The 19,181-nt window shown below is 63.1% G+C and carries 24 protein-coding genes; 10 read left to right on the forward strand and 14 right to left on the reverse strand.

Features of this window, described 5'->3' with window-relative positions:
* Positions 1–61 precede the first annotated feature (61 nt).
* Complete coding sequence (locus tag UB31_RS10400; RefSeq protein WP_349643865.1) at positions 62–607, forward strand: DUF2478 domain-containing protein; 546 nt, start codon at positions 62–64, stop codon at positions 605–607.
* 13 nt (positions 608–620) lie between these two features.
* Here the strand turns inward: UB31_RS10400 and UB31_RS10405 are convergent, their stop codons facing one another.
* Positions 621–1,199, reverse strand: coding sequence for a hypothetical protein (locus UB31_RS10405; RefSeq protein ID WP_045010795.1), 579 nt, complete (start codon positions 1,197–1,199; stop codon positions 621–623).
* Between the two features lie 162 nt (positions 1,200–1,361).
* On the opposite strand from UB31_RS10405, the gene UB31_RS10410 reads away from it, so the two are divergent.
* From UB31_RS10410 to UB31_RS10420, 3 genes are all read left to right on the forward strand, one after another.
* Positions 1,362–2,300, forward strand: coding sequence for a LysR family transcriptional regulator (locus UB31_RS10410; protein ID WP_045010796.1), 939 nt, complete (start codon positions 1,362–1,364; stop codon positions 2,298–2,300).
* 94 nt (positions 2,301–2,394) lie between these two features.
* Positions 2,395–3,363 (forward strand): helix-turn-helix domain-containing protein, encoded by a 969-nt coding sequence (locus UB31_RS10415; RefSeq protein WP_045010797.1) that lies wholly within the window; start codon positions 2,395–2,397, stop codon positions 3,361–3,363.
* 159 nt (positions 3,364–3,522) lie between these two features.
* Positions 3,523–5,442 carry a diguanylate cyclase gene (locus tag UB31_RS10420; RefSeq protein ID WP_045010798.1) on the forward strand — a complete coding sequence of 640 codons (1,920 nt, stop codon included), beginning with the start codon at positions 3,523–3,525 and terminating at the stop codon, positions 5,440–5,442.
* Between the two features lie 9 nt (positions 5,443–5,451).
* Here UB31_RS10420 and UB31_RS10425 read toward each other — a convergent pair whose 3' ends face one another.
* Genes UB31_RS10425 through UB31_RS10440 form a run of 4 tightly spaced genes read right to left on the reverse strand, consistent with a single transcriptional unit; the run spans position 5,452 to position 7,529 of the window.
* Positions 5,452–6,036, reverse strand: a complete 585-nt coding sequence (locus tag UB31_RS10425; protein ID WP_045000879.1) for a TIGR00645 family protein — start codon at positions 6,034–6,036, stop codon at positions 5,452–5,454.
* 34 nt (positions 6,037–6,070) lie between these two features.
* Entirely contained in the window at positions 6,071–6,706 is a 636-nt protein-coding gene (locus UB31_RS10430; protein ID WP_045000880.1) for a TerC family protein, read from the reverse strand.
* Positions 6,703–7,065 carry a hypothetical protein gene (locus tag UB31_RS10435; RefSeq protein ID WP_045010799.1) on the reverse strand — a complete coding sequence of 121 codons (363 nt, stop codon included), beginning with the start codon at positions 7,063–7,065 and terminating at the stop codon, positions 6,703–6,705. The genes UB31_RS10430 and UB31_RS10435 overlap by 4 nt, the downstream gene beginning before the upstream one ends.
* A 2-nt stretch (positions 7,066–7,067) precedes the next feature.
* Positions 7,068–7,529, reverse strand: a complete 462-nt coding sequence (locus tag UB31_RS10440) for a tellurite resistance TerB family protein (RefSeq protein WP_045000883.1) — start codon at positions 7,527–7,529, stop codon at positions 7,068–7,070.
* 423 nt (positions 7,530–7,952) lie between these two features.
* On the opposite strand from UB31_RS10440, the gene UB31_RS10445 reads away from it, so the two are divergent.
* Entirely contained in the window at positions 7,953–8,138 is a 186-nt protein-coding gene (locus tag UB31_RS10445) for a hypothetical protein (RefSeq protein WP_045010800.1), read from the forward strand.
* Positions 8,139–8,151: 13 nt separating this feature from the next.
* On the opposite strand, the gene UB31_RS10450 is transcribed toward UB31_RS10445, so the two are convergent.
* Entirely contained in the window at positions 8,152–8,460 is a 309-nt protein-coding gene (locus UB31_RS10450) for a hypothetical protein (RefSeq protein WP_245305971.1), read from the reverse strand.
* A gap of 343 nt (positions 8,461–8,803) precedes the next feature.
* Between UB31_RS10450 and UB31_RS10455 the strand changes: the two genes are divergently transcribed.
* Complete coding sequence (locus UB31_RS10455) at positions 8,804–9,943, forward strand: hypothetical protein (RefSeq protein WP_045010801.1); 1,140 nt, start codon at positions 8,804–8,806, stop codon at positions 9,941–9,943.
* A 58-nt stretch (positions 9,944–10,001) separates the two neighbouring features.
* Here UB31_RS10455 and UB31_RS10460 read toward each other — a convergent pair whose 3' ends face one another.
* The 4 genes from UB31_RS10460 to UB31_RS10470 all read right to left on the reverse strand — a co-directional run bounded on the left by UB31_RS10460 (position 10,002) and on the right by UB31_RS10470 (position 11,477).
* On the reverse strand, positions 10,002–10,610 hold the full coding sequence (locus tag UB31_RS10460) for a general stress protein (protein ID WP_045010802.1): 609 nt from the start codon (positions 10,608–10,610) through the stop codon (positions 10,002–10,004).
* A 12-nt stretch (positions 10,611–10,622) separates the two neighbouring features.
* Positions 10,623–10,958, reverse strand: coding sequence for a hypothetical protein (locus tag UB31_RS10465; protein ID WP_045010803.1), 336 nt, complete (start codon positions 10,956–10,958; stop codon positions 10,623–10,625).
* Positions 10,959–11,043: 85 nt separating this feature from the next.
* Positions 11,044–11,196, reverse strand: a complete 153-nt coding sequence (locus UB31_RS41320) for a hypothetical protein (RefSeq protein WP_156175280.1) — start codon at positions 11,194–11,196, stop codon at positions 11,044–11,046.
* Between the two features lie 47 nt (positions 11,197–11,243).
* Complete coding sequence (locus UB31_RS10470; protein WP_045010804.1) at positions 11,244–11,477, reverse strand: DUF3551 domain-containing protein; 234 nt, start codon at positions 11,475–11,477, stop codon at positions 11,244–11,246.
* Positions 11,478–11,802: 325 nt separating this feature from the next.
* Here UB31_RS10470 and UB31_RS10475 point away from each other — a divergent pair, with 325 nt between their 5' ends.
* The 3 genes from UB31_RS10475 to UB31_RS10485 all read left to right on the forward strand — a co-directional run bounded on the left by UB31_RS10475 (position 11,803) and on the right by UB31_RS10485 (position 15,446).
* Positions 11,803–12,978, forward strand: a complete 1,176-nt coding sequence (locus UB31_RS10475; protein WP_045010805.1) for a zinc-dependent alcohol dehydrogenase — start codon at positions 11,803–11,805, stop codon at positions 12,976–12,978.
* Positions 12,979–13,035: 57 nt separating this feature from the next.
* On the forward strand, positions 13,036–14,043 hold the full coding sequence (locus UB31_RS10480) for an alpha/beta fold hydrolase (protein WP_045010806.1): 1,008 nt from the start codon (positions 13,036–13,038) through the stop codon (positions 14,041–14,043).
* A 107-nt stretch (positions 14,044–14,150) separates the two neighbouring features.
* Positions 14,151–15,446 (forward strand): DUF892 family protein, encoded by a 1,296-nt coding sequence (locus tag UB31_RS10485; protein ID WP_045010807.1) that lies wholly within the window; start codon positions 14,151–14,153, stop codon positions 15,444–15,446.
* A gap of 254 nt (positions 15,447–15,700) precedes the next feature.
* Here UB31_RS10485 and UB31_RS10490 read toward each other — a convergent pair whose 3' ends face one another.
* Positions 15,701–15,949, reverse strand: a complete 249-nt coding sequence (locus UB31_RS10490; RefSeq protein ID WP_045010808.1) for a DUF6894 family protein — start codon at positions 15,947–15,949, stop codon at positions 15,701–15,703.
* A gap of 168 nt (positions 15,950–16,117) precedes the next feature.
* Between UB31_RS10490 and UB31_RS10495 the strand changes: the two genes are divergently transcribed.
* Positions 16,118–16,381, forward strand: a complete 264-nt coding sequence (locus UB31_RS10495; protein ID WP_045010809.1) for a hypothetical protein — start codon at positions 16,118–16,120, stop codon at positions 16,379–16,381.
* Between the two features lie 8 nt (positions 16,382–16,389).
* On the opposite strand, the gene gor is transcribed toward UB31_RS10495, so the two are convergent.
* The 3 genes from gor to rpiA are packed head-to-tail and all read right to left on the reverse strand — an operon-like array spanning position 16,390 to position 19,056.
* Positions 16,390–17,778: a glutathione-disulfide reductase gene (gene gor / locus UB31_RS10500; RefSeq protein WP_045010810.1), complete on the reverse strand. Its 1,389-nt coding sequence runs from the start codon at positions 17,776–17,778 to the stop codon at positions 16,390–16,392.
* A gap of 46 nt (positions 17,779–17,824) precedes the next feature.
* Positions 17,825–18,340 (reverse strand): DUF2059 domain-containing protein, encoded by a 516-nt coding sequence (locus tag UB31_RS10505; protein ID WP_045000905.1) that lies wholly within the window; start codon positions 18,338–18,340, stop codon positions 17,825–17,827.
* Between the two features lie 2 nt (positions 18,341–18,342).
* Positions 18,343–19,056 (reverse strand): ribose-5-phosphate isomerase RpiA, encoded by a 714-nt coding sequence (gene rpiA / locus UB31_RS10510; protein WP_156175281.1) that lies wholly within the window; start codon positions 19,054–19,056, stop codon positions 18,343–18,345.
* Positions 19,057–19,181 lie beyond the last annotated feature (125 nt).

Genomic DNA, 19,181 nt, shown 5'->3' on the forward strand with positions numbered 1-19,181 from the left:
GGACATGCCGCGGCCCCGATCTACTCCCGGCGAAACGGAGGCGGACCATGTTCGATGCGCAATGCGACCTCGCCGCCTGGTCTACGAGGCGCATCAAGACCCCGACGCCGTCCTGCGCAGCTTCGCCGCGGATTTGAATGCGCGCGGCTTTCGTGTGGTGGGCATGGTGCAGGCCGGACAATGCGTGGACTCCAGCCTCTGCGCGGTGCTACTTCACAGCGGCGAGAAGCTTTTGCTGGCACAGGATTTCGATCCGGCCGCGCAGGGCTGCCGGCTCGATCTCGCACGCTTGCAAAATGCCGGCGCGCGGATCGCGGATGCGCTGTCGCAAGGCGCCGATCTCGTCATCATCAACCGCTTCGGCAAGCGCGAGCGCGACGGCAAGGGCCTGTCCTATCTGATCGAGCGCGCGCTCGACGCCGACATTCCCGTAGTGATCGCCGTCGGCAAGGAGCACTTCGCCGACTGGATCAAGTTCGCCGGCGGCATGAGCGTCAAGCTTCGTTGTGACCGCGACGCGCTGGACATTTGGTGGCAACGCATCTCCGCCGGCGAGCCGCAGCCCGCCACCGGAGCGCATCAGACGGTCTGCGAGATTCTCAAATAATCCGCGCGCCCGGTCAAAAGAGCGGCTCGTCCTTCAGTGCGGAGATCACCTGCTCGCCCTGCGCGGTCAGACGATAGGTCACCAGCGGTCGGCTCGACGGCGGCTTGCGATCGAGTTCGACGATGTAGCCGCGCACCATCAGGGCTTCGAAACTTCCATAGTAGCCGAACATGCTGATCTGGTTCTGCTTGAGCACCTTGAACTCGCGCAGCAGACGAATTTCGTTGCCCGAGAGCAGCGAGCGGCGGACGCGCTGAACGAAGCTCGCGCGTTGCTCAAACCAGGCCAGGTCAGGCAATTCGCGCGACGATGGCGCGGCGTCCCGCTCGCAGGGACGCGTCTCGGCAACGGCATCGACGATGGCCGCCGGCAGGGACGGCATGCAGCTGCCGACCGCTTCCTTGGCGACGTCGAGCAACGCGATCGGCCAGCGCCGCTTGTTGTCGACCATGACCGGCGGCGGCACGACGTTGTCGCGCACCAATTGCTCGAAGCGGCCGGCGGTCACGCCGACATAGGCGGCCGCGCGGCGGCGGTCGACCAGACGGGCATCTCGCCCGTGCTCCAGCTCGCAAGCGATATTCTCGTTCACCCCAAAAATCCCCTGCCGCATCGGTGCGGGCGCGCCATCGCGCGGGCCCGACAGGCCCGTCCGCACAGGACACTAGGGTGAAGTCAGCGCTCTCAAAAGGCAGAGAATTTCGTACATGTTGCTGCCGTTTCGGCAACAGCTATAGTCTGGCCTGGGGGTCCCATGCGATTTCACTCACCGGCCATCCAGTACTTCCACGCCGTCCGCCGCACCGGCTCGATCCGGGCTGCGGCGCGCGGCCTGAATGTCGCCTCGTCCGCCGTAAGCCGACAGATTCTCAAGCTGGAACAAGAGGTTGGATCACCCTTGTTCGAGCGGAATGCGCGCGGCCTGACGCTGACAACGGTCGGCGAGATGCTGGCCCGCCACGTCATGAACGTGCTCCAGGACCTCGACCGCTTCCGCTCCGACGTAGCGTCCCTGTCCGGTACCTGGCACGGCACGGTCAGCATCGCCTGCATCGAGTCGCTCACCGAGTCGGTGTTGCCCGACCTGATCGCCTCGCACCGCGGCCGCGCCCGGCGCGTCAGCTTCACCACCGAGGTGATGGGATCGTCGGGCGTGCTCGAAGCCCTGAGCCGCGGCGAGGCCGATATCGGAATTGCCATCGCGCTCAGGCATCCGCCAGACCTGCGGCAGGTCGCGCTGAAACGGTTTCGCCTTGGCGCACTCGTCGCCCGCGAGCATCCGTTGGCGCGCCGCAAGACAGTCACGCTGGCGCAATGCCTCGCCTTCCCCGTCATCAACGCGTTGCCGGAGCTGTCGATCTATCATCTGCTCCAACCGCTGATCGCACAGCTGCCCGAGACGCCGGAACCCGCGATCCAGGCCAACTCGATCGACCTGATGCGCGAGCTCGCCGCGCGCGGCGTCGGCGTCGCCTTCCAGACCCAGCTCGGCGTCGGCCGCTTGTCGCGCGACAGCCAGCTCGTGTTCCTGCCGCTCGACAATGCGGGGAGCCCGGTGTGGTCTGATCTCGGCATCTATGTCCGCGCCGAACGCACCCTGCCCGCCTACACGGAGTCATTTCTTCAAGAGCTGGTGCGTGAACTCGGCGAGCGCGAGCGGCGGGAGAACGCGGCGTACCCGCAAGTCGCGTGATGAAGCACCGCAGTAGTTTACCGGAATAGGGCCAAGGGTCGGCCATCTGATACCTTCTGCGGATTAAGCCCGCTCACCCCCTGAGGATCCCGCAATGCCGCTAGGTCGGCTAAAACCTTCGCGAGTCCTTGGTATCGAGCGCTTCTCGGACTTCGACGAATTTCGCGCCAACGAAGTGCTCGGTCTCGGCACCAGCACACCGCTTCGCCCGCGAGATTTCTCACTGTCCCGCGCCATCCTGCCGCTCCAGGACGGGCTCTTCGTGCTCCAGCGCGCCTTTGCCCGCTGCCTCGAGGTCGATATCGGCACCGACCGTGGCGTCGGCCTCACGATCCCGTTCTCGTTTCACTCCATCACCAACGGCCGCGAGATCGACAGTTCGACGGTAAACGTCGTCCGCGGCAGGGTTCCGATCAAATCGGTCGAGCAGCGCGCCAACACCTATTTGATGATGCGGTTCAACTCGGACATGCGCCATCGCGGCTGGGCGGATTACGACAGCGGACTCGGATTCTTCCGCTCGCATGACGCAGCCATGGCGCGCCTGCGTGCGACGATCCAGAACATGTTTTGCCTGGCTTCGGAATTGAACGACCCCAGACAGTTCGAAGCGCTCAACCGGCCGATCCAGGAGACGCTGCTCGCCTGCCTCGACGACACCCTGGTGCCGGCCGACGGGCTGGCCGCGCGACGCGGATCGTTCGACAAGCACCGCAAGCTGATCGCGCGCCTCGATGACGTTGTGGCCACGTTCGGCAGTCGGCCGCTCTACAGCGAAGACCTTGCCGCCACGCTCGGCGTCTCCGTGCGCACGCTCCAGACCGCAACGCATGCCGTGCACGGCGTGAGCCTGCACCACTATCTGCGTCTCAAGCGGCTGTGGGCCACCCGCGTCCAGCTCATGACCGGACGCACCGGCTTGAGCGTCAAGGCCGCAGCACTCGGCAACGGCTTCTGGCACCTCGGCGACTTCTCGCGCGGCTACAGATTGGCGTTCGGCGAAACACCTTCCGAGACGCTGACGCGGGGCCGTTATTTTACGGATGATGCCCCTCGTTCCTGAGCGAGCCCCCGGTCAAATACGGACACTTGCCCCTTTCCGACAATCGCCTCCACGCCTCGTTAATAACGCGGCGAATTCTCCGCATGCGCGGGGACGGAAATTAGCCAGTCGGAAATGACGGATGGCGATCATCGCCGGGTTCAACATTGGTCAGGCCCGATGCCGTCAGCACGTCTTCACGCCAAGATGCAACACCACTCGACCATGGCCGTTTGGGCCTTCGTCGTGCTGATGAGCGCATGCGTGCTCGGACTGGTGGCGTGGAAGGCCGCGCTCGGTCGCGAGACGGCACTGACGCGCAACGAGGAAGACATTCGGAACCTCGTCCACTCGCTCACCCAGCACGCCGTGCATTCGTTCCAGGCGCCAGGCGTCGCGATGAGCGGCATCGTCGACCTGCTCAAATACCGCCAGCCGGACAGCGCTGAGCGTTTCAACGCCCATCTGGCGAACACGGTGCGGTCCCTGCCCCAGCTCCGCGAGATCAAGGTGCTCGACCGCAACGGCGACACCCTCTATTCGAGCTCCGATCTGCTGCCGTCCCACAACAACGCCGACCGGGATTATTTCAACTTCCATCGGGACAACCCCGACAGCGGCCTGCGCATCAGCGGTCCGCACGACTCGCGCACCACCGGCCGGCCGACCATCGCGCTGTCGAAGCGCATCAGCGATGCCGCAACCGGCGCGTTCGCCGGCGTCGTCATGGCCTCGATTCCTTGCGACTATTTCAGCGACTTCTATCGCTCGTTGTGGATCGGCGAGCATGGCGCCATCAGCCTGATCACCGGCGAAGGCACGATGCTGGCCCGCTGGCCATCCGGCTCCAGCGGCCGCGACCTCTCCGGCACGCCGCTGTTTCAGAGCCGCCTGAAGCAGAGCCCGGACGGCTATTACAGAACCACGTCGCCCTTCGACGGGATCGCCAAATATTTCGGCTACGAGCAGAGCCCGCACTACCCTCTTCTCGTCACCGTCGCGCGGTCCGAGGCGCAGATTCTCGCCGGCTGGCAGCAGGCGCTGCACCGGGACGCTTTCGTTGCGTTCTTCCTCCTGCTCGCCATCGCCGGCATTGCCACGCTGCTGGCGCGGCAATTCCACTATCGCACGCGCCTTGAACAGTCGTTGTACGAACGCGAGGAGCGCTATCGCCTGCTCGCCGACAACATCGCCGACATCGTCCTCGTGCTCGACGCGAAGGGTGTGTGCCGCTACGTTTCGCAGTCGGTCCACACAGCGCTCGGCATGACCGAGGACATGGTCGTCGGTCGCTCCTGCCTCGATCTCGTCCACCCCGACGACCGCGAGATGGTGGCTCGCAGCGGCGAGCTCTTGGATGACAGCGGCCGTCCGCGCTCAATCACCTTCCGCGTCAACAGGCCTGACGGCGCGGTGGTGTGGCTGGAATCCAACTTCCGGCCTGCCGAGGGGTTCGGCACGGGCGGGCTCTCGACCGTCTCAGTGCTGCGCGACGTGACGCAACGCAGGCTGCTCGAAGAGGAGCTCTCGACGGCGAACCGGCGCCTCGCACAGCTTGCCACCACCGACGGCCTGACGCGGCTCGCCAACCGCCGGAGCTTCGACGGTTTCCTGCGCGACGCGTATGCGCACAATCAGCTCCTCTCTGTGCTGATGATCGACATCGACCACTTCAAGGGATTCAACGACACGCTCGGCCACCAGGCCGGCGATGCCTGCCTGCGCCAGATCGCCGGCGTGATCGAGAGCGTCACTGCCAATACTGGCGGCCAGGCTGCAAGATATGGCGGCGAGGAATTCGCCATCGTGCTTCCCGGCATGACCGAGGCACGTGCGATGGAGGTCGCCGAGCAGTTGCGCCAGTCGATCCGAAAGCTTGACATCCGCCATCCCGCGGCGCCGCGCGGCTATGTGACCATCAGCATCGGCGTGGCCGACAAGCACGAGGCCTGCACCAACGACATTGCACTGTTACGAGAGGCCGACATCGCGCTCTACCAGGCCAAGGACACCGGCCGGAACCGTGCGGTGGCGGCCACATCGCTGCGCTCGGCGGAGACGGCCTCGCCTCCTCTCGCCGACATGAATCTCGCAGGCTAGATCGCGCGCTCAGCCGTGACCGGTCACCTTGCGGTGCCCGCTCTCGCTGAGGCGGTCGACCCAGGCGATGCCGATCGCCGAGATGATGAAGGTCAGGTGGATCAGCACCTGCCACATCACGCCGGTCTCGGTGAAATTGCTGCGCGTGGTGCCGAGATTGCCGGCCTCGATGAAGGTCCTGAGCAGCGAGATCGAGGAGATGCCGATGATCGCCATCGCCAGCTTGATCTTGAGCACGCTGGCATTGACGTGACTGAGCCACTCAGGCTCGTCCGGATGGCCGCTCAGGTTCAGGCGCGAGACGAAGGTCTCGTAGCCGCCGACGATCACCATGATCAGAAGGTTTGAGATCATCACGACATCGATCAGCCCGAGCACGACCAGCATGATCTGCTGCTCGCTGGCGTCGAACGAGTGGACGACCAGATGCCAGAGCTCTTTCAGGAACAGCAGCACGTAGACGGCTTGCGCGATGATGAGTCCGACATAGAGCGGCACCTGCAGCCAGCGCGAGCCAAAGATGACCTGGGCAAACAGGCCGATCGGCGGAGGCGGCACAGGCGCCACCGAAGGTGCTTTGGGTTCAGACGTCATGGATCACTCCGGAGTGCGGGCAAGGGGCGTCGCCTTAGAGGCTTGCGATGACAGGCGCGAGCTCGAGCGAACCGCGATAGATCATCTCGAAGGCGACGTAAACGATGATGGCGAGACCGACATAGGCGATCCAGCGCTGCTTCTGCAGCACACGGCCGAGCAGGTCGGCGGCGACGCCCATCATCGCGACTGACAGCAGCAGCCCGAACGCGAGAATGTAGGGATGCTCGCGCGCGGCACCTGCGACCGCGAGCACGTTGTCCAGCGACATGGAGACGTCGGCGGCTACGATCTGCGCCGCAGCCTGCCCAAACGTCTTGCGCGGCGGCGATGTGGCCGTGCCGCCGCCATGGCTGAACGCAAGCTCGCTCGACTGCGCGGCTTGCTCGCGCAGCTCGCGCCACATCTTCCAGCACACCCATAACAGCAGCACGCCACCGGCGAGCAAGAGGCCGATCACCTGGAGGAGCTGGGTCGCAACGCCGGCAAAGACGATGCGAAGCGCGGTGGCGGCGACGATGCCGACGACGATGGCGCGCCGGCGCTGCTCGGCCGGAAGGCCCGCCGCAGCAAGGCCGATGACGACGGCGTTGTCGCCGGCGAGCACGAGGTCGATCAGGACGACCTGAAGCAGCGCGGTCAGCGCGTCGGCAGTGATGAATTCAATCATGATTGATCATTTTTGGGTGCGGATGGATCCAGCCAGTGCGGCTTGCGGCGCTCGATCCAGTCGAACACCTTTGACCGGGAAGAGCGCAGCGCGGGGACGTCCTCGGCGAGCAACGCTAGCCCAAGCGGCAGCATCCAGATGCCGAGCACCGGCAGGATGGACAGCACGCCGCCGACGACGAGCAGCGCGCCCGCGGGAATCCGGACCCAGCGGCTGGACGGCTTGAGCAGATAGGAAACGGTGTCGCCCATGCGCTGCGGCAAGCGACGGACGAGCTTGTCGAGGCGCGGGTCGCCGCCGGCCATCTGACCGGTGGTGTCCTTCGCTCCCCTCGCCCGCTCGTCCGAAGCTGCGCTCATGCTCACTCCTTAGGGGTGGTGCTGACCGCGCTCGGCCCGACCGGCTTTGCGCGCGGCAGCACCAGCGTCAGCAGGCGCAACAGCTTGATTGCCTGCACCTCGTGGGGGTGCACGTCCTCGTCCGCGGCCGCGACGCGCTCCGACAGCTCGATGAGATGGGACGAGAGCGGCAGGTCCGCGACCGGCCGCAGCGTATCGATCACCACATTGGCGAAGTCCGGCTCTTCGAGCCGTACGGCGAGCTCGTCGAACATCGCGAACAGGCGTTCGTCGGTGATGTGCGGCGCCAGTCCGCGCTCTCTGATGAAGCGGATCACCTCGTCGCGCTCGACCGGCGAAACCCGTCGATCGGCCACCGCGACGAGCGCACCGACAATCACCAGCGCCACCGCAGCTTGCTCGTTGAAGCTGCGCGGCTCGGTGATCTCGAGTTCGATCGGGTTTGAGTATTTGGCGTCAGACATCGTTGCTCCTCAACTTAGCGAAATGGCCGCGCGGAACTGCGATGGGGACGATTGAGTCGGAGGGAACAGAGAAGGCCCGACGATCGGCCGATCCATCGCATTCGCGCGGGACAGGTCATCCGACATCGCGAGGTCTAACCGACATTGTCGGCGTCCTCGCCAGAGGGGCCCGGATTCTTGTTCTCCTCACAGATAAAGCCGGCTCTGCCGGAATCAAGCCGACAGCAGTGCGACCAGCCGCCGCATCGGTTCCCTGTTGCGGTGTGCAGCAAGATCGCAGCCGTGTCGCAAATGGATCGTAATGTCGACGATCTCCGAAGCGAGCGCCGCCGTCGGACGTAACGTCCGGGCATCGTCATAGCGCCCGCGCAAGCTTGGGGAACGAAAACATCGTTCCCCAACTTGCTTTGTCGTGGAGGACGTATGACTCACATCACCTGTTGCGCCGGCTGCGGCCATGGCCTCGTCCCCATCCTGTCCGAGAAGGGCCGCGCAGAGCTCAATTGCCTCTGGTGCGAAGGCATCGACGCGCGAACGATGGAGATGGCGAAGTGGGCGGACAGCCCGGTGGGCAAACCGGATATGGCCGCGCGCCAGTCCTTTAAATGAGCGGATCTCCGCGTCAAACCCTCGCCGCCAGGTTTTGGCGGGGCGCAGAACCGAAGCTGAGGGAGAGAGTAGCCACCGGTTTTCGTGTCGGCCGGCGTCGCGGAATGAAGAAGTGGTTCACAAGGATCGGCTCGTCATCGCCAAGCGCGGTTCGCTCCTTCACCAGCCCGCTCATGACCGCGCGCATCTTGAGGATTTCCTGCGCCACGAAGCTGCAGTCCTCATCCCGATTGATCTGCTCATGCATGATCGCCTCCGCCTCGAGCATGCTGACGCGGAGCGCCCGAATGGTTCTGCGGATTTCGTTGATACGGTTGTCCATGGCTGCCTCCATCTCGATGAGAGCATAAGAACAAATCATGAACATTCTGTCAATCGGCCTGACGGCGCCACGCTGATCTGCCACCCGCGCAATTGCACGCCCGCTGGCGAGGCTTGCCGACAAATTAGACAAATTACGTCGCTGCCCCGCAATCGCGAGGGTCTGGAGGAGCGTCGGACTGTCGAAGCGAACGGGCGATCTAACCTCCGGTGCAACCACCGGATTTCTTCCTGACCAGGCTCGCCGCATCGAGGCGCCGGGCCCCTTTGCTGCCCCGCAACCGAACTGGCCCAAAATTCGCAATGAGTTCTCAAGCGAGCCATGGCTCAGACCGGAGAATGTCATGAACGTGCATGCTGCGGGCGATCTCAAAATCACTGGCCTCACCCACCCGAATGGCGCGCCGCTCTGCCTCAACACTCAGGATTTCGTGGCGATCGATCGCGACCGGAATGCGAAGTACGAGGCGACGTACCGTCCGCAGGCGCTCTACAACCGCGCCAACGAAGGCTTCCACGCCAACAACGAGACCTTCCTGCTGCACGAAGTCGCGACCAATCTTCCGATCTACCTCCCCGACACCGGCCCGACCGATTTCCATCTTCATCTTCCGCCGGGCGGCTTTCAGCTCGTGCTGGTCACCTCGGGCGCGTTCACCTTCGATTACGATGGGCGCTTCTATAATGTCGGCCCCGGCGCGGTGATGCTGCAAAGCGCGATCGTGCACCGCCAGCTATTCTACACCTGGTCGGGTCTATCGACCGAAGAGAATTTGAAGACGCCGCAGACAGTCGCGCCGGATCCGATTTCCATGGGCTACTCCGGCAAATTCCTCGAAGCCTTCATCACCGATCCGACGACCTTTCCGAACCCGACCATTGTCGGTCCGGATCAGATCAACGAAGACGAGACGCCGCGGGTGGCCTGGAGCCACCCGCTGCACGACCGGCCGGCCGATGCAGGCTTCTGGCTTCAGGATCCCTTGGCGCTGGATGCGCTGTTCAAGCCGCTCGTCGACAGCCTCGTGAAATCGGCCATGCCGGTTTACGTGCGCGATATCGGGATCGAGATTCCCAGCGGTCATCTCGTCGCCGGCCACATCATCGCGACCGACCCGCGCGGCCACTCGCTCCTGCCGAAGAGTACGTCCATCGCCGCGGACGCCACCTGTTTCGCCAAGGGCGAGGTCGTGATCTATCGTGTCATTCGCGGCACGGCTGAGTTCAAGAAGAAGGCTGGCGAGACTTTTGAGCTCGCGGCCGGCGATGTGGTGACGGCGGGCAAGGATTCGATCAGTCTCGTTGGCCTCGGCGAGAACACCCAGGTGCTCCGGCTGGGCCTGCTCAAAGGCATGAATGACCTTCGCACCTGGACGCCGACGCAGCGCGACGAGATCGACGGCCTGGCCGGTCAGATCATTACTGGGAAGGACATCCGTCCCCTGCGGACCGAGGGCGAGCCAGTCGGGTATTTGTACGCGTAGCGACACAAAAGAGACGGCCCGCCGAAGCGGGCCGCCAAGATCTCATTTGCCGCAATGATCAGCCGTAGAGCTGCCGCTCCTTGCGAACTTCGTCTGCGCCGTAAGGCTTGCTGGCGGGATCGAACGATTTCCATCCGGTCTTCTGCCAGGCAGCACTGCGGTCACGCAGATTGACAGAGGACTCGTTCAAGAGCGTGTCGAAGCGGGATCGGTCCGTATCCGCCACTCGGGCCGACACCAGCGTGCCGCCGCGACGGACGCCCTCGGCATAAGAATCCGCATCCTCCCGCGAGATGCCAGCCTCCGTGAGCGCACCGACGACGCCGCCGGTCGCGGCGCCTGCAGCCGCACCCACCGCAGTCGCGGCGAGCCAACCAGCTGCGACGACGGGTCCGAGGCCGGGGATCGCCAGCAAGCCGAGGCCTGCCAGAAGACCGGCGGTGCCGCCGACGCCTGCACCGATGCCGGCGCCTTTGCCTGCACCCTCTGCGCGATCGTCAACACCATCGCGGTCACGATCGACCTTCTTGTCGGTGCTGAACCAGCTGTCCGAATTGTTGGCGACGATGCTGATATCCGAATGCGGCACCCCAGCAGCTTCAAGCCGCTGAACCGCCTGCTGCGCGCTGGTGTAGTTGTCGTAAAGACGAGAAATTGTAACGGTCATTTTGAATCTTTCTTACTTGGTCGAATTGACGTTGCCTTGAAAGTCGACACTGACCGCCGAGGCCGATCCACCCTTGCTGGCCTGGCCGCGCCAAACGCCCTTGTCGTCCTTCTTCAGCTCGGTGACGTTGGCGTAGCCAGCATCTTCGATCTTCGATTTGGCCTGGCCTTCGGTGAAACTGTTGCGACCGGCGACAGGTGCGTCGGAGTTGTTTTGACCAGCGCTATTAACCGCGTTGTTGTTCGGTCCCGATTGCGCCGGCGGATTTTGCGCTGACGCCGGTGTTGCCCCCAATGCGGCGGCAGCCGTAAACAGAGAAATGCAAACGAAGAGTGACGGTCGGTTCATGCTTGTCTCCAGAGTGTGAGGAGTGAGCCAAGCCCTCATCGAAGCGTTCGTTCCTATCTCTCTGCCAATGACATCGCCATCGCGATCAGGGCCTGAAAAATATCATCCAGGTGACCGCCATGATGAGAACAGAGAGTCCCAGGCTCACACCCAGTAGCATCAACACGCTGGGACCGAGTTCGGCTTGGCGCGCTTCGACTGCGGTCTCAGCGACGCGCCCGCTCTTGTCTTTGTCCATAACATTGGTCCCGCATTCGGTGGGATCAGCTTGGCCGTCTGCTTGCGCTAGCGAAGCCGGCGTTGCTGCGCGAACGCCGCGCGCGGATTGATGCCGCATCCGGCATTACGACCTGATGCCGATGCCATGCATTGGGCCCGCGTTTGATAGTTGCAGTCGCCGGGATAGCCGGTCTGCCGTCCCTGAAGACACCAGTGATATTCCTGGGCATCCGCAGGTGCCGCGCCGGCGAACATGCTCGGTCCGGCAGTCAAAGCCATCAAGATGAGAAGCTTGCGCATGGTCGTCTCCGTTGTTCATGCCACATCGTCCATGAATCTCAATCGGACCCTGCACGGTTCGTTCCTATACGCCTGCCAACGACGTAAAGATCGGGACTGCACCTGCGCGTCCGCCATGTCGGAAACCGACCGCCCAGCAGAGCTCAAACGCGAGTGAGATTGGCTGCCATTTGGTTGTAGCGGCCTTTTCACGGCTGCCGTTTGGACCGCACCTCGGCACTGAGGCGCATCCGCGCGATTAGGAACATATCTCTGCCCCTCCTGTTGCGTCTGCACGACATGACCCGCGAATGCGCATGCCGTCCCCAAAAATGGAGATCTGACCATGCGTGCGCTCTGTTGGCACGGCAAAGGCGACGTTCGAGTCGACACGGTTCCGGATCCCAAGATCCAGCATCCGCGGGACGCCATCATTAAAATCACCGCCTGTGCCATCTGCGGTTCGGATCTGCATCTCTTCGACGGCTATCAACCAACCATGGAGAGCGGCGACATCCTTGGCCATGAGAATATGGGCGAGGTGATCGAACTGGGATCGGAGGTCAAAAATCTCGCGATCGGTGATCGCGTCGTGGTTCCCTTCACGATCAGCTGCGGGGATTGCTGGTTCTGCAAGCAAGGCTTGTTTTCCTGCTGCGACCGCACCAATCCGAACGCGGAGATCGCGGCCAAGGCCATGGGCCAGTCGCCCGCCGGGCTCTTTGGCTTCAGCCACATGCTGGGTGGCTATTCAGGTGGTCAGGCCGAGTACCTGCGCGTGCCGATGGCCGATATCGGGCCAATCAAGATTCCCGACAGCATCACGGATGAGCAGGCGCTATTCCTGTCCGACATCTTTCCGACCGGCTACATGGCTGCCGTCAATGCGCAGATCGAACCAGGCGACACGGTCGCGATCTGGGGATGCGGTCCAGTCGGTCAGTTCGCCATTCGCTCCGCGCTCATGCTCGGAGCTGGGCGCGTCATCGCAATCGACGAAGTGCCCGAGCGTCTCGACATGGCGGAAGCCGGTGGTGCGGAAATCATCGATTTCTCGAAGGCCGACGTTCATGATGAGTTGATGCGGCGAACCAACAAGCGCGGCCCAGACAGTTGCATCGACGCGGTGGGCTGTGAAGCATCCGGCCACGGCTCGGCCGACGCGGTGCTCGACAAGGTCAAGGCCGCAACCTTCCTGGCGACTGATCGCGTTCACGTCCTGCGTCAGGCCATCATGGCCTGTCGCAAGGCGGGCACTATCTCGATACCAGGTGTCTATGTCGGAATGGGTGACAAGATCCCGCTCGGCGCCGCCATGAACAAGGGACTGACCATCAAAACCGGTCAGACCCACGTGCAGGCCTACACAAAGCCACTGCTCGCGAAGATCATCGAGGGCGAAATTGATCCCAGCTTTGTGGTGACACATCCGGCCAGTCTCGAAGACGCGCCCGAGATGTACCAGAAGTTCCGCGACAAAGAAGCCGGAGTCATCAAGGTCGTGATGAGACCAGGACGTTAATCCGGGATCGCCCGCCGCTCCTCTCCAACAGCTAGCCTCGGCCAGCGAAAGTGTCACATGCGCATTTTGAAAAAACGTTCGCCATCTTTGGCGGCCATGACCCTTCACGCTCTCGCGGAATATCCTGTGGTCTCTGCCGCTGTGGCCGCAGCCGGCCTGATGGCAACGGCTGCAATCGTCAATCGGCGACTTGCCGACAAGGCACAGCGCGATAACCCGCCACAAGGCCGGTTCATCGACATCGACGGCGTGCGCCTGCACTATGTGGAGCGGGGAGCCGGTCGTCCCCTGGTGTTGCTCCATGGCAATGGCAGCATGATCCAGGATTTCGAGTCGAGCGGCCTGATCGATCTCGCCGCCAAGGACTATCGCGTGATCGTGTTCGACCGTCCCGGATTTGGCCACAGCCTGAGGCCCCGCAATGTGGTGTGGACGCCTGCAGCCCAAGCGGACCTGTTCAAGGATGCGCTTGCGCACCTCGGCGTCGAAAAAGCGATCGTGCTCGGCCATTCCTGGGGAGCGTCGGTTGCGGTCGCCCTGGCAAGCAGGCACCCCGCAATGGTCGAAGCCCTGGTGCTGGCTTCGGGCTATTATTTCCCGACCGCACGCACCGACGCGATGATGGCGATGGCCGGACCGGCCATCCCGGGATTTGGCGATATCCTCAGTTACACGATCTCCCCGATCCTCAGCCGCCTGATGTGGCCGGCGATGCTGCGACAGCTGTTCGGGCCGAAATCCGTTCCGCAAAAATTCGACGGTTTTCCAAAGTCGTTGGCCGTGCGTCCGTCGCAGCTTCGTGCCGGCGCCGCCGAGGCAGCGTTAATGGTTCCTGCTGCGATGATGTCTGCGAAAACCTACGGCGAACTGGCCATGCCGGTCACCATCCTGGCCGGCGAGGACGATCGCCTCATCGACATCGACCAGCAGTCCGGCCGGCTTCATGACGAGATCAAGCACAGCAAGATGCGCCGCGTCCCCAATGCGGGTCATATGATCCAGCAGTCGGATACGGCCGACCTGATGACCGCGGTTAACGAGGCCGCGGCGGAAACGCTGCATTGAGAGCCCCAATCACGTCGAGAGGAATCTGATCGCGGCGCGATCCAATTAGGAACGTCCAACACAGCGGCCGGTTGGCCCTGGTATCTCCTGCCATCAAAGGTCTTTCCATGTATCATCACGTCAAGAAGCTCATGTTCACCGTCCGGGTCGACGAGCCCGATCCGCGGTTCGGCAATATGCTGCTGGAGCAGTTCGGCGGCGCCAACGGCGAGCTTGCGGCCGCCATGCAATATTCCATTCAGGGTCTCAATTGCGAAGATCCGGACCGCAAGGATCTTCTGATGGATATCGGAACCGAGGAATTGAGCCATCTCGAAGTCGTCGGCTCGCTCGCGCGGCTACATTTGAAGCCCATGAAGTTCGATCGCGACGCGGCGGAAGCCGATCCTTTGATCGCGATCGCCGGCGGCGGGGGCGTCAGCCTGTTCAACTCGCAGGGCAATGCCTGGACGGCCGACTATCTCAAGATCACCGGCGAACTGGACGTCGATCTGCGCAGCAACATCGCTGCGGAAGCGCGCGCCAAGATCGTCTACGAACGGCTGATCAATTTCTGTGACGACGCCGGCACCAAGGACGCTTTGCAGTTCCTGATGACACGCGAAATCACCCATATGAAGGCGTTCTCGCGCGCGCTAGAAAGCATGAAGAAGCCTGCGTTCAGCATCGGCCGCATCGCTCCGACGCCCGGCCTCGTCGACCAGTTCTTCAACGATTCGACTGGGTCCGGCGACAACGGTGAAATCGACACAAGAGGCCCCTGGAACGAGGGCGACGACTGGGTATTCATGGAATCGCCGGCACTCCAGGGCGGTGATCCCGGCGCGGCACCTTCGATCGTTGCCGAGAGCTCGCCGGCGGAACCTTTCGTTGGCCTCGACGCCCTGCTGATCGATCAGCTGCGGGATCTCCTGCATGCGGAGAAGCAGTTGACAAAGGCACTGCCTCAGATGATCGAGGCCGCACGCTACGACCAGCTCCGCGAACTCTTCACCGTCCATCTCGCCGAAACCGAAGCGCAGATCGAGCGTCTCGACGAATGCTTCGAGCTGCTCGGCAAGAAGCCTCGCGCCAAGGCCTGCAAGGGCATGCAGGGGATCATCGAAGAAGGCGACGAAGTGATCACGGAGGGCGTCAAGAAGGACGACGCCGCCGCGGATCTCGCGTTGATCGGTGCGGCACAGCGGGTCGAGCACTACGAGATTGCCGGCTACACGACGGCCCGCAACCTGGCGCAGCAGTTGCGTCACAGCGCCGTCGTCGCGCTGCTGTCCAAGAATCTGGCGGAGGAGGAGAACGCGGACCAGCTGCTCAATCAGGTCGCGCGCTCATTGATGTCGGTTGCGAAAATGCCCGCCGCGATCGAGCAGACCCTTGCCGAAGATGAGCCCGCCGGAGGGTAGATCAGCGTCGAAATATGGACCATAAGTCGAAGGCGGCCCCGCGGGGGCCGCCGCGCCGTCACGGCGGAAAGGATCTAGCATGCCCCCGAAGATCAAAGAACATATGTGCCCGCTGTGCAAAGGAACCGGCTTTCCCAAGTCCGTGGAGCCGACCCGCCCAGGCCGCAAAATCTATCCAGTCAGATGCGTGTCCTGCCAGGGCAAGGGCAAGATTTCAGAGAGCGCATAAATCTTAGAGATCGCGTGACGGGATCTCAGTGCTTTGATCTCTCGATCTCGAAGGTGAACTTCACCTGCATGACAGGGCCGGCGGCGTCCCGGACCTCAATCGCCATGTCGCGTTTGCCGGCGACCGCTGAGGAACCATGGACTGCGTCCCGCGCCATATCGGCTAAAGATTTGGCGGCTTCCGCTTGCGCAGCTTGCAAACTCGGAAGCTCCAGACCCTCCTCGTCTACTGCAAGAATGTGATCGTCCAGTAGATCGAAATAATATCGCGACATCGCTTCGCACTCCCGTCAATGCCAAGCGACGGTTCAGGCACACGTTCCAAAAATAGGAAGGACTAGCAGCGGCCTGCATGCATGCAACCTTCAAACGGTGCGCGCCGGACAACAGGAACAGAGCTCCTTACGCCACGTTGGTCCTGCACTTCAGACCCCGGAGCATACTTGTCTATTTTGCAGCTGAACCCGGCCATTCCAGTCGTCACGCCGAAGGGCGACGGCTACGCACACATCCTTATCGACTATGGGGCGGAGTTTAATCTGCTTTGGGTCGTTTTTCTCGACGATTCCGGGGAATGCTGGACCTACGACAATTCGCAAATCCGCGCCCAGAAGAACGTCACGATGGGACGAACGTTCGTGTCGATGCACAAGGCGCCTTTGGCGCCGCATGATCAACCAGCCGGCGACAAGAAAACAATCCGCTGAGCGCCACCCTACTCCGCCGCCTGCCGCACGTGGCGCGCGGTCGGCGTGCGCATGGTGACGAGCTCTTCCGCCGCGGTCGGATGCAGCGCGATGGTGGCGTCGAAGTCGGCCTTGGTCGCCTTCATCTTCACTGCGATCGCGACGGCTTGCGTGATCTCGGCGGCGGCCTCACCGACGATGTGGCAGCCGAGCACACGATCGGAGGCGCCATCGACAACGAGCTTCATCAGCACGCGGGTGTCGCGGCCGGACATCGTCGCCTTGATCGGGCGGAACGTCGTCTTGTAGATGTCGACATGATCGTATTGCGCGCGCGCCTCGGTCTCGGTGAGACCGACGGTGCCGACCTCCGGCTGCGAGAACACGGCGGTCGGGATGGTGGCATGATCCACCTTCACCTCGCGCTTGCCGAACACGGTGTCGGCGAAGGCATGGCCCTCGCGGATCGCGACCGGCGTCAGGTTGTGGCGATGGGTGACGTCGCCGATCGCGTAGATGCTGTCGACCGAGCTCTTCGAGAAACCGTCGACCGCGATGCCGCCATTTTTCGGATTGATGGCGACGCCGGCCTTCTCCAGGCCGAGATTGGCCACCGCAGGATGGCGGCCGATCGCGAACATCACCTGGTCGGAGGCGACGCTCGATCCGTTCGACAGATGAGTGGTGAACTCGTCGCCGTGGCGATCGACCTTCGTCACGGTGCAGCCCGTAAGGATGGTGATGCCCTGCTTCTCCATCTCGGCCCGCACATGGGCGCGGACGTCCTCGTCGAAACCGCGAAGAATGTTGTCGCCGCGATAGATCACGGTGACGCCGGAGCCGTAGCCAGCAAAGATGCCGGCGAATTCCAGCGCGATGTAGCCGCCGCCCTGGATCACGATGCGCTTGGGCTGCGTCTTCAGGTGAAATGCCTCGTTGGAGGAGATCACGTGCTCGACGCCGGGGATGGAGGCGCCGTGGTTGGGCGCGCCACCGGTGGCGATCAGGATGTATTTTGCCGTGATCTTCCTGTCGTTCTCGAGCAGGCGGACGGTGTGCTTGTCCTCGATCACCGCGCGGCTCTTGATGATTTGCGCACCGGACTTCTCGACGTTCGTCGTATAGGCCGCCTCCAGCCGCGCGATCTCCTTGTCCTTGTTGGCGATCAGCGTCGGCCAGTCGAAGGTCGCGGTCGGAATGGTCCAGCCGAAGCCTGCGGCGTCTTCGATCTCGTGACGGACATGCGAGCCGATCACAAACAGCTTCTTGGGCACGCAGCCGCGGATCACGCAGGTGCCGCCCATGCGGTACTCTTCCGCGATCATGACGCGGGCGCCGTGGCCGGCTGCGATGCGGGCGGCACGCACGCCGCCCGAACCGCCACCGATGACAAAGAGGTCGACGTCGAATTCAGCCATTGTCCACTCCGACCTCTTTCAGGATTTTCAGATCAGATAGGTACTGTCAGATTTCCTTGCCACGCTTGCGCATCTCGGCGCGGAAGTTGCCCATCACGGTCTCGGAGAAGTTCTGGGCCCAGGAGTTCATGAAGGCCATGCTGAGACCAATGGCGCGGGGTTCAGCGCTGATCAGCTTCTGTCCGAGCGGCGACTTGTAGAAGGTCACGAGGTCCTTCAGCTCCTGCTCGGTGAACTCGCTGGCATAGATCTGCGCCATGCCATCGCCGATCTCGTTCTGACGGCCAGCGAGCTGCTGGGCGACGATCGGCGCGACCTCGTTGAGGTCCTTCTGATAGTTCAGGTTCTGCTGGGTCAGCGCGATCTTGGTCTTCTCGACCAGGCCGGGCACGGCGCCGGCGTACATCGCAGCGGCGTTCTTGATCGTCAGGATCTCCTTGGCCGCTGCAATCGCCGCAGGCGAAGCCTTCGGCGGGGTCGACTGCGCCATGGCCGGAACGGCCGAGAGGGCCAGTCCCACAGCGAGGGTCGCGGCCGGCAAGAATTTCAACAGGCTCTTCATTCCTAGTCTCCTTTCGGCTTTCGCCGTTCAACCACGCGGATTCCCTCGCCACCCGCCAAAACAGCCGAGCTGGCCAAGCCGATAAACAGTCCATGTTCGACCACGCCGGGGATTGCGCTCAACGCCGTGGCGAGATGAGCGGGATCCTCAATTCGTCCGAGCCGGGCATCGACGATCCAGTGGCCGCCATCGGTGACGAAAACGTGGCCATCCTTGCCCTTGCGGACCGCCATTTGCCCAGAAACGCCGCATTCCGCAAATGCCTTCTCGATCGCGCGGCGTGTCGCCCCTAATCCGAACGGGATCACCTCGACCGGCAGCGGAAAGCGGCCGAGCGCAGGCACCCATTTGGTGTCATCGGCGATCACGATCATGCGATCCGAGGCGGCTGCCACGATCTTCTCGCGCAGCAGCGCGCCGCCGCCGCCCTTGATCAGATTGAGCGCGGGATCGATCTCGTCCGCGCCGTCGATGGTGATGTCGAGATGATCGATCTCATCGAGCGTGGTTAGCGGCACACCGCAGCGCATCGCGTCGGCGCGCGTCGTCTCCGAGGTCGGCACGCCGATCACCTTGAGCCCGGCGCGCACGCGCTCGCCGAGCAGCTCGACGAAGTGTTTTGCGGTCGACCCGGTGCCAAGCCCGAGCTGCATGCCGTCACGCACCTCCTCGAGGGCGCGCGCCGCGGCCTGCCGCTTCAACTGGTCCATGTCCAAATTGCGCCTGCCTCTGGGTTAAGGGGTTGCCGCCAATATCGGCCGCTTGCGGCGGCCTATGTAGCCTCGTTTTCCCTCGGAGAACAGGGTCTGGGGAACAGGCCTATAAGCTGATCTTATGGCCG

It is taken from the genome of Bradyrhizobium sp. LTSP849 (assembly GCF_000938255.1).
Lineage (GTDB): Bacteria > Pseudomonadota > Alphaproteobacteria > Rhizobiales > Xanthobacteraceae > Bradyrhizobium.

Bases quoted from the DNA above. Each gene is read 5' to 3' on its own strand.
- UB31_RS10400 (WP_349643865.1), top strand. From the start codon at position 62: ATGCGACCTCGCCGCCTGGTCTACGAGGCGCATCAAGACCCCGACGCC.
- UB31_RS10410 (WP_045010796.1), top strand. From the start codon at position 1,362: ATGCGATTTCACTCACCGGCCATCCAGTACTTCCACGCCGTCCGCCGC.
- UB31_RS10415 (WP_045010797.1), top strand. From the start codon at position 2,395: ATGCCGCTAGGTCGGCTAAAACCTTCGCGAGTCCTTGGTATCGAGCGC.
- UB31_RS10420 (WP_045010798.1), top strand. From the start codon at position 3,523: ATGCCGTCAGCACGTCTTCACGCCAAGATGCAACACCACTCGACCATG.
- UB31_RS10425 (WP_045000879.1), bottom strand. From the start codon at position 6,036: ATGACGTCTGAACCCAAAGCACCTTCGGTGGCGCCTGTGCCGCCTCCG.
- UB31_RS10430 (WP_045000880.1), bottom strand. From the start codon at position 6,706: ATGATTGAATTCATCACTGCCGACGCGCTGACCGCGCTGCTTCAGGTC.
- UB31_RS10435 (WP_045010799.1), bottom strand. From the start codon at position 7,065: ATGAGCGCAGCTTCGGACGAGCGGGCGAGGGGAGCGAAGGACACCACC.
- UB31_RS10440 (WP_045000883.1), bottom strand. From the start codon at position 7,529: ATGTCTGACGCCAAATACTCAAACCCGATCGAACTCGAGATCACCGAG.
- UB31_RS10445 (WP_045010800.1), top strand. From the start codon at position 7,953: ATGACTCACATCACCTGTTGCGCCGGCTGCGGCCATGGCCTCGTCCCC.
- UB31_RS10450 (WP_245305971.1), bottom strand. From the start codon at position 8,460: ATGGACAACCGTATCAACGAAATCCGCAGAACCATTCGGGCGCTCCGC.
- UB31_RS10455 (WP_045010801.1), top strand. From the start codon at position 8,804: ATGAACGTGCATGCTGCGGGCGATCTCAAAATCACTGGCCTCACCCAC.
- UB31_RS10460 (WP_045010802.1), bottom strand. From the start codon at position 10,610: ATGACCGTTACAATTTCTCGTCTTTACGACAACTACACCAGCGCGCAG.
- UB31_RS10465 (WP_045010803.1), bottom strand. From the start codon at position 10,958: ATGAACCGACCGTCACTCTTCGTTTGCATTTCTCTGTTTACGGCTGCC.
- UB31_RS41320 (WP_156175280.1), bottom strand. From the start codon at position 11,196: ATGGACAAAGACAAGAGCGGGCGCGTCGCTGAGACCGCAGTCGAAGCG.
- UB31_RS10470 (WP_045010804.1), bottom strand. From the start codon at position 11,477: ATGCGCAAGCTTCTCATCTTGATGGCTTTGACTGCCGGACCGAGCATG.
- UB31_RS10475 (WP_045010805.1), top strand. From the start codon at position 11,803: ATGCGTGCGCTCTGTTGGCACGGCAAAGGCGACGTTCGAGTCGACACG.
- UB31_RS10480 (WP_045010806.1), top strand. From the start codon at position 13,036: ATGCGCATTTTGAAAAAACGTTCGCCATCTTTGGCGGCCATGACCCTT.
- UB31_RS10485 (WP_045010807.1), top strand. From the start codon at position 14,151: ATGTATCATCACGTCAAGAAGCTCATGTTCACCGTCCGGGTCGACGAG.
- UB31_RS10490 (WP_045010808.1), bottom strand. From the start codon at position 15,949: ATGTCGCGATATTATTTCGATCTACTGGACGATCACATTCTTGCAGTA.
- gor (WP_045010810.1), bottom strand. From the start codon at position 17,778: ATGGCTGAATTCGACGTCGACCTCTTTGTCATCGGTGGCGGTTCGGGC.
- UB31_RS10505 (WP_045000905.1), bottom strand. From the start codon at position 18,340: ATGAAGAGCCTGTTGAAATTCTTGCCGGCCGCGACCCTCGCTGTGGGA.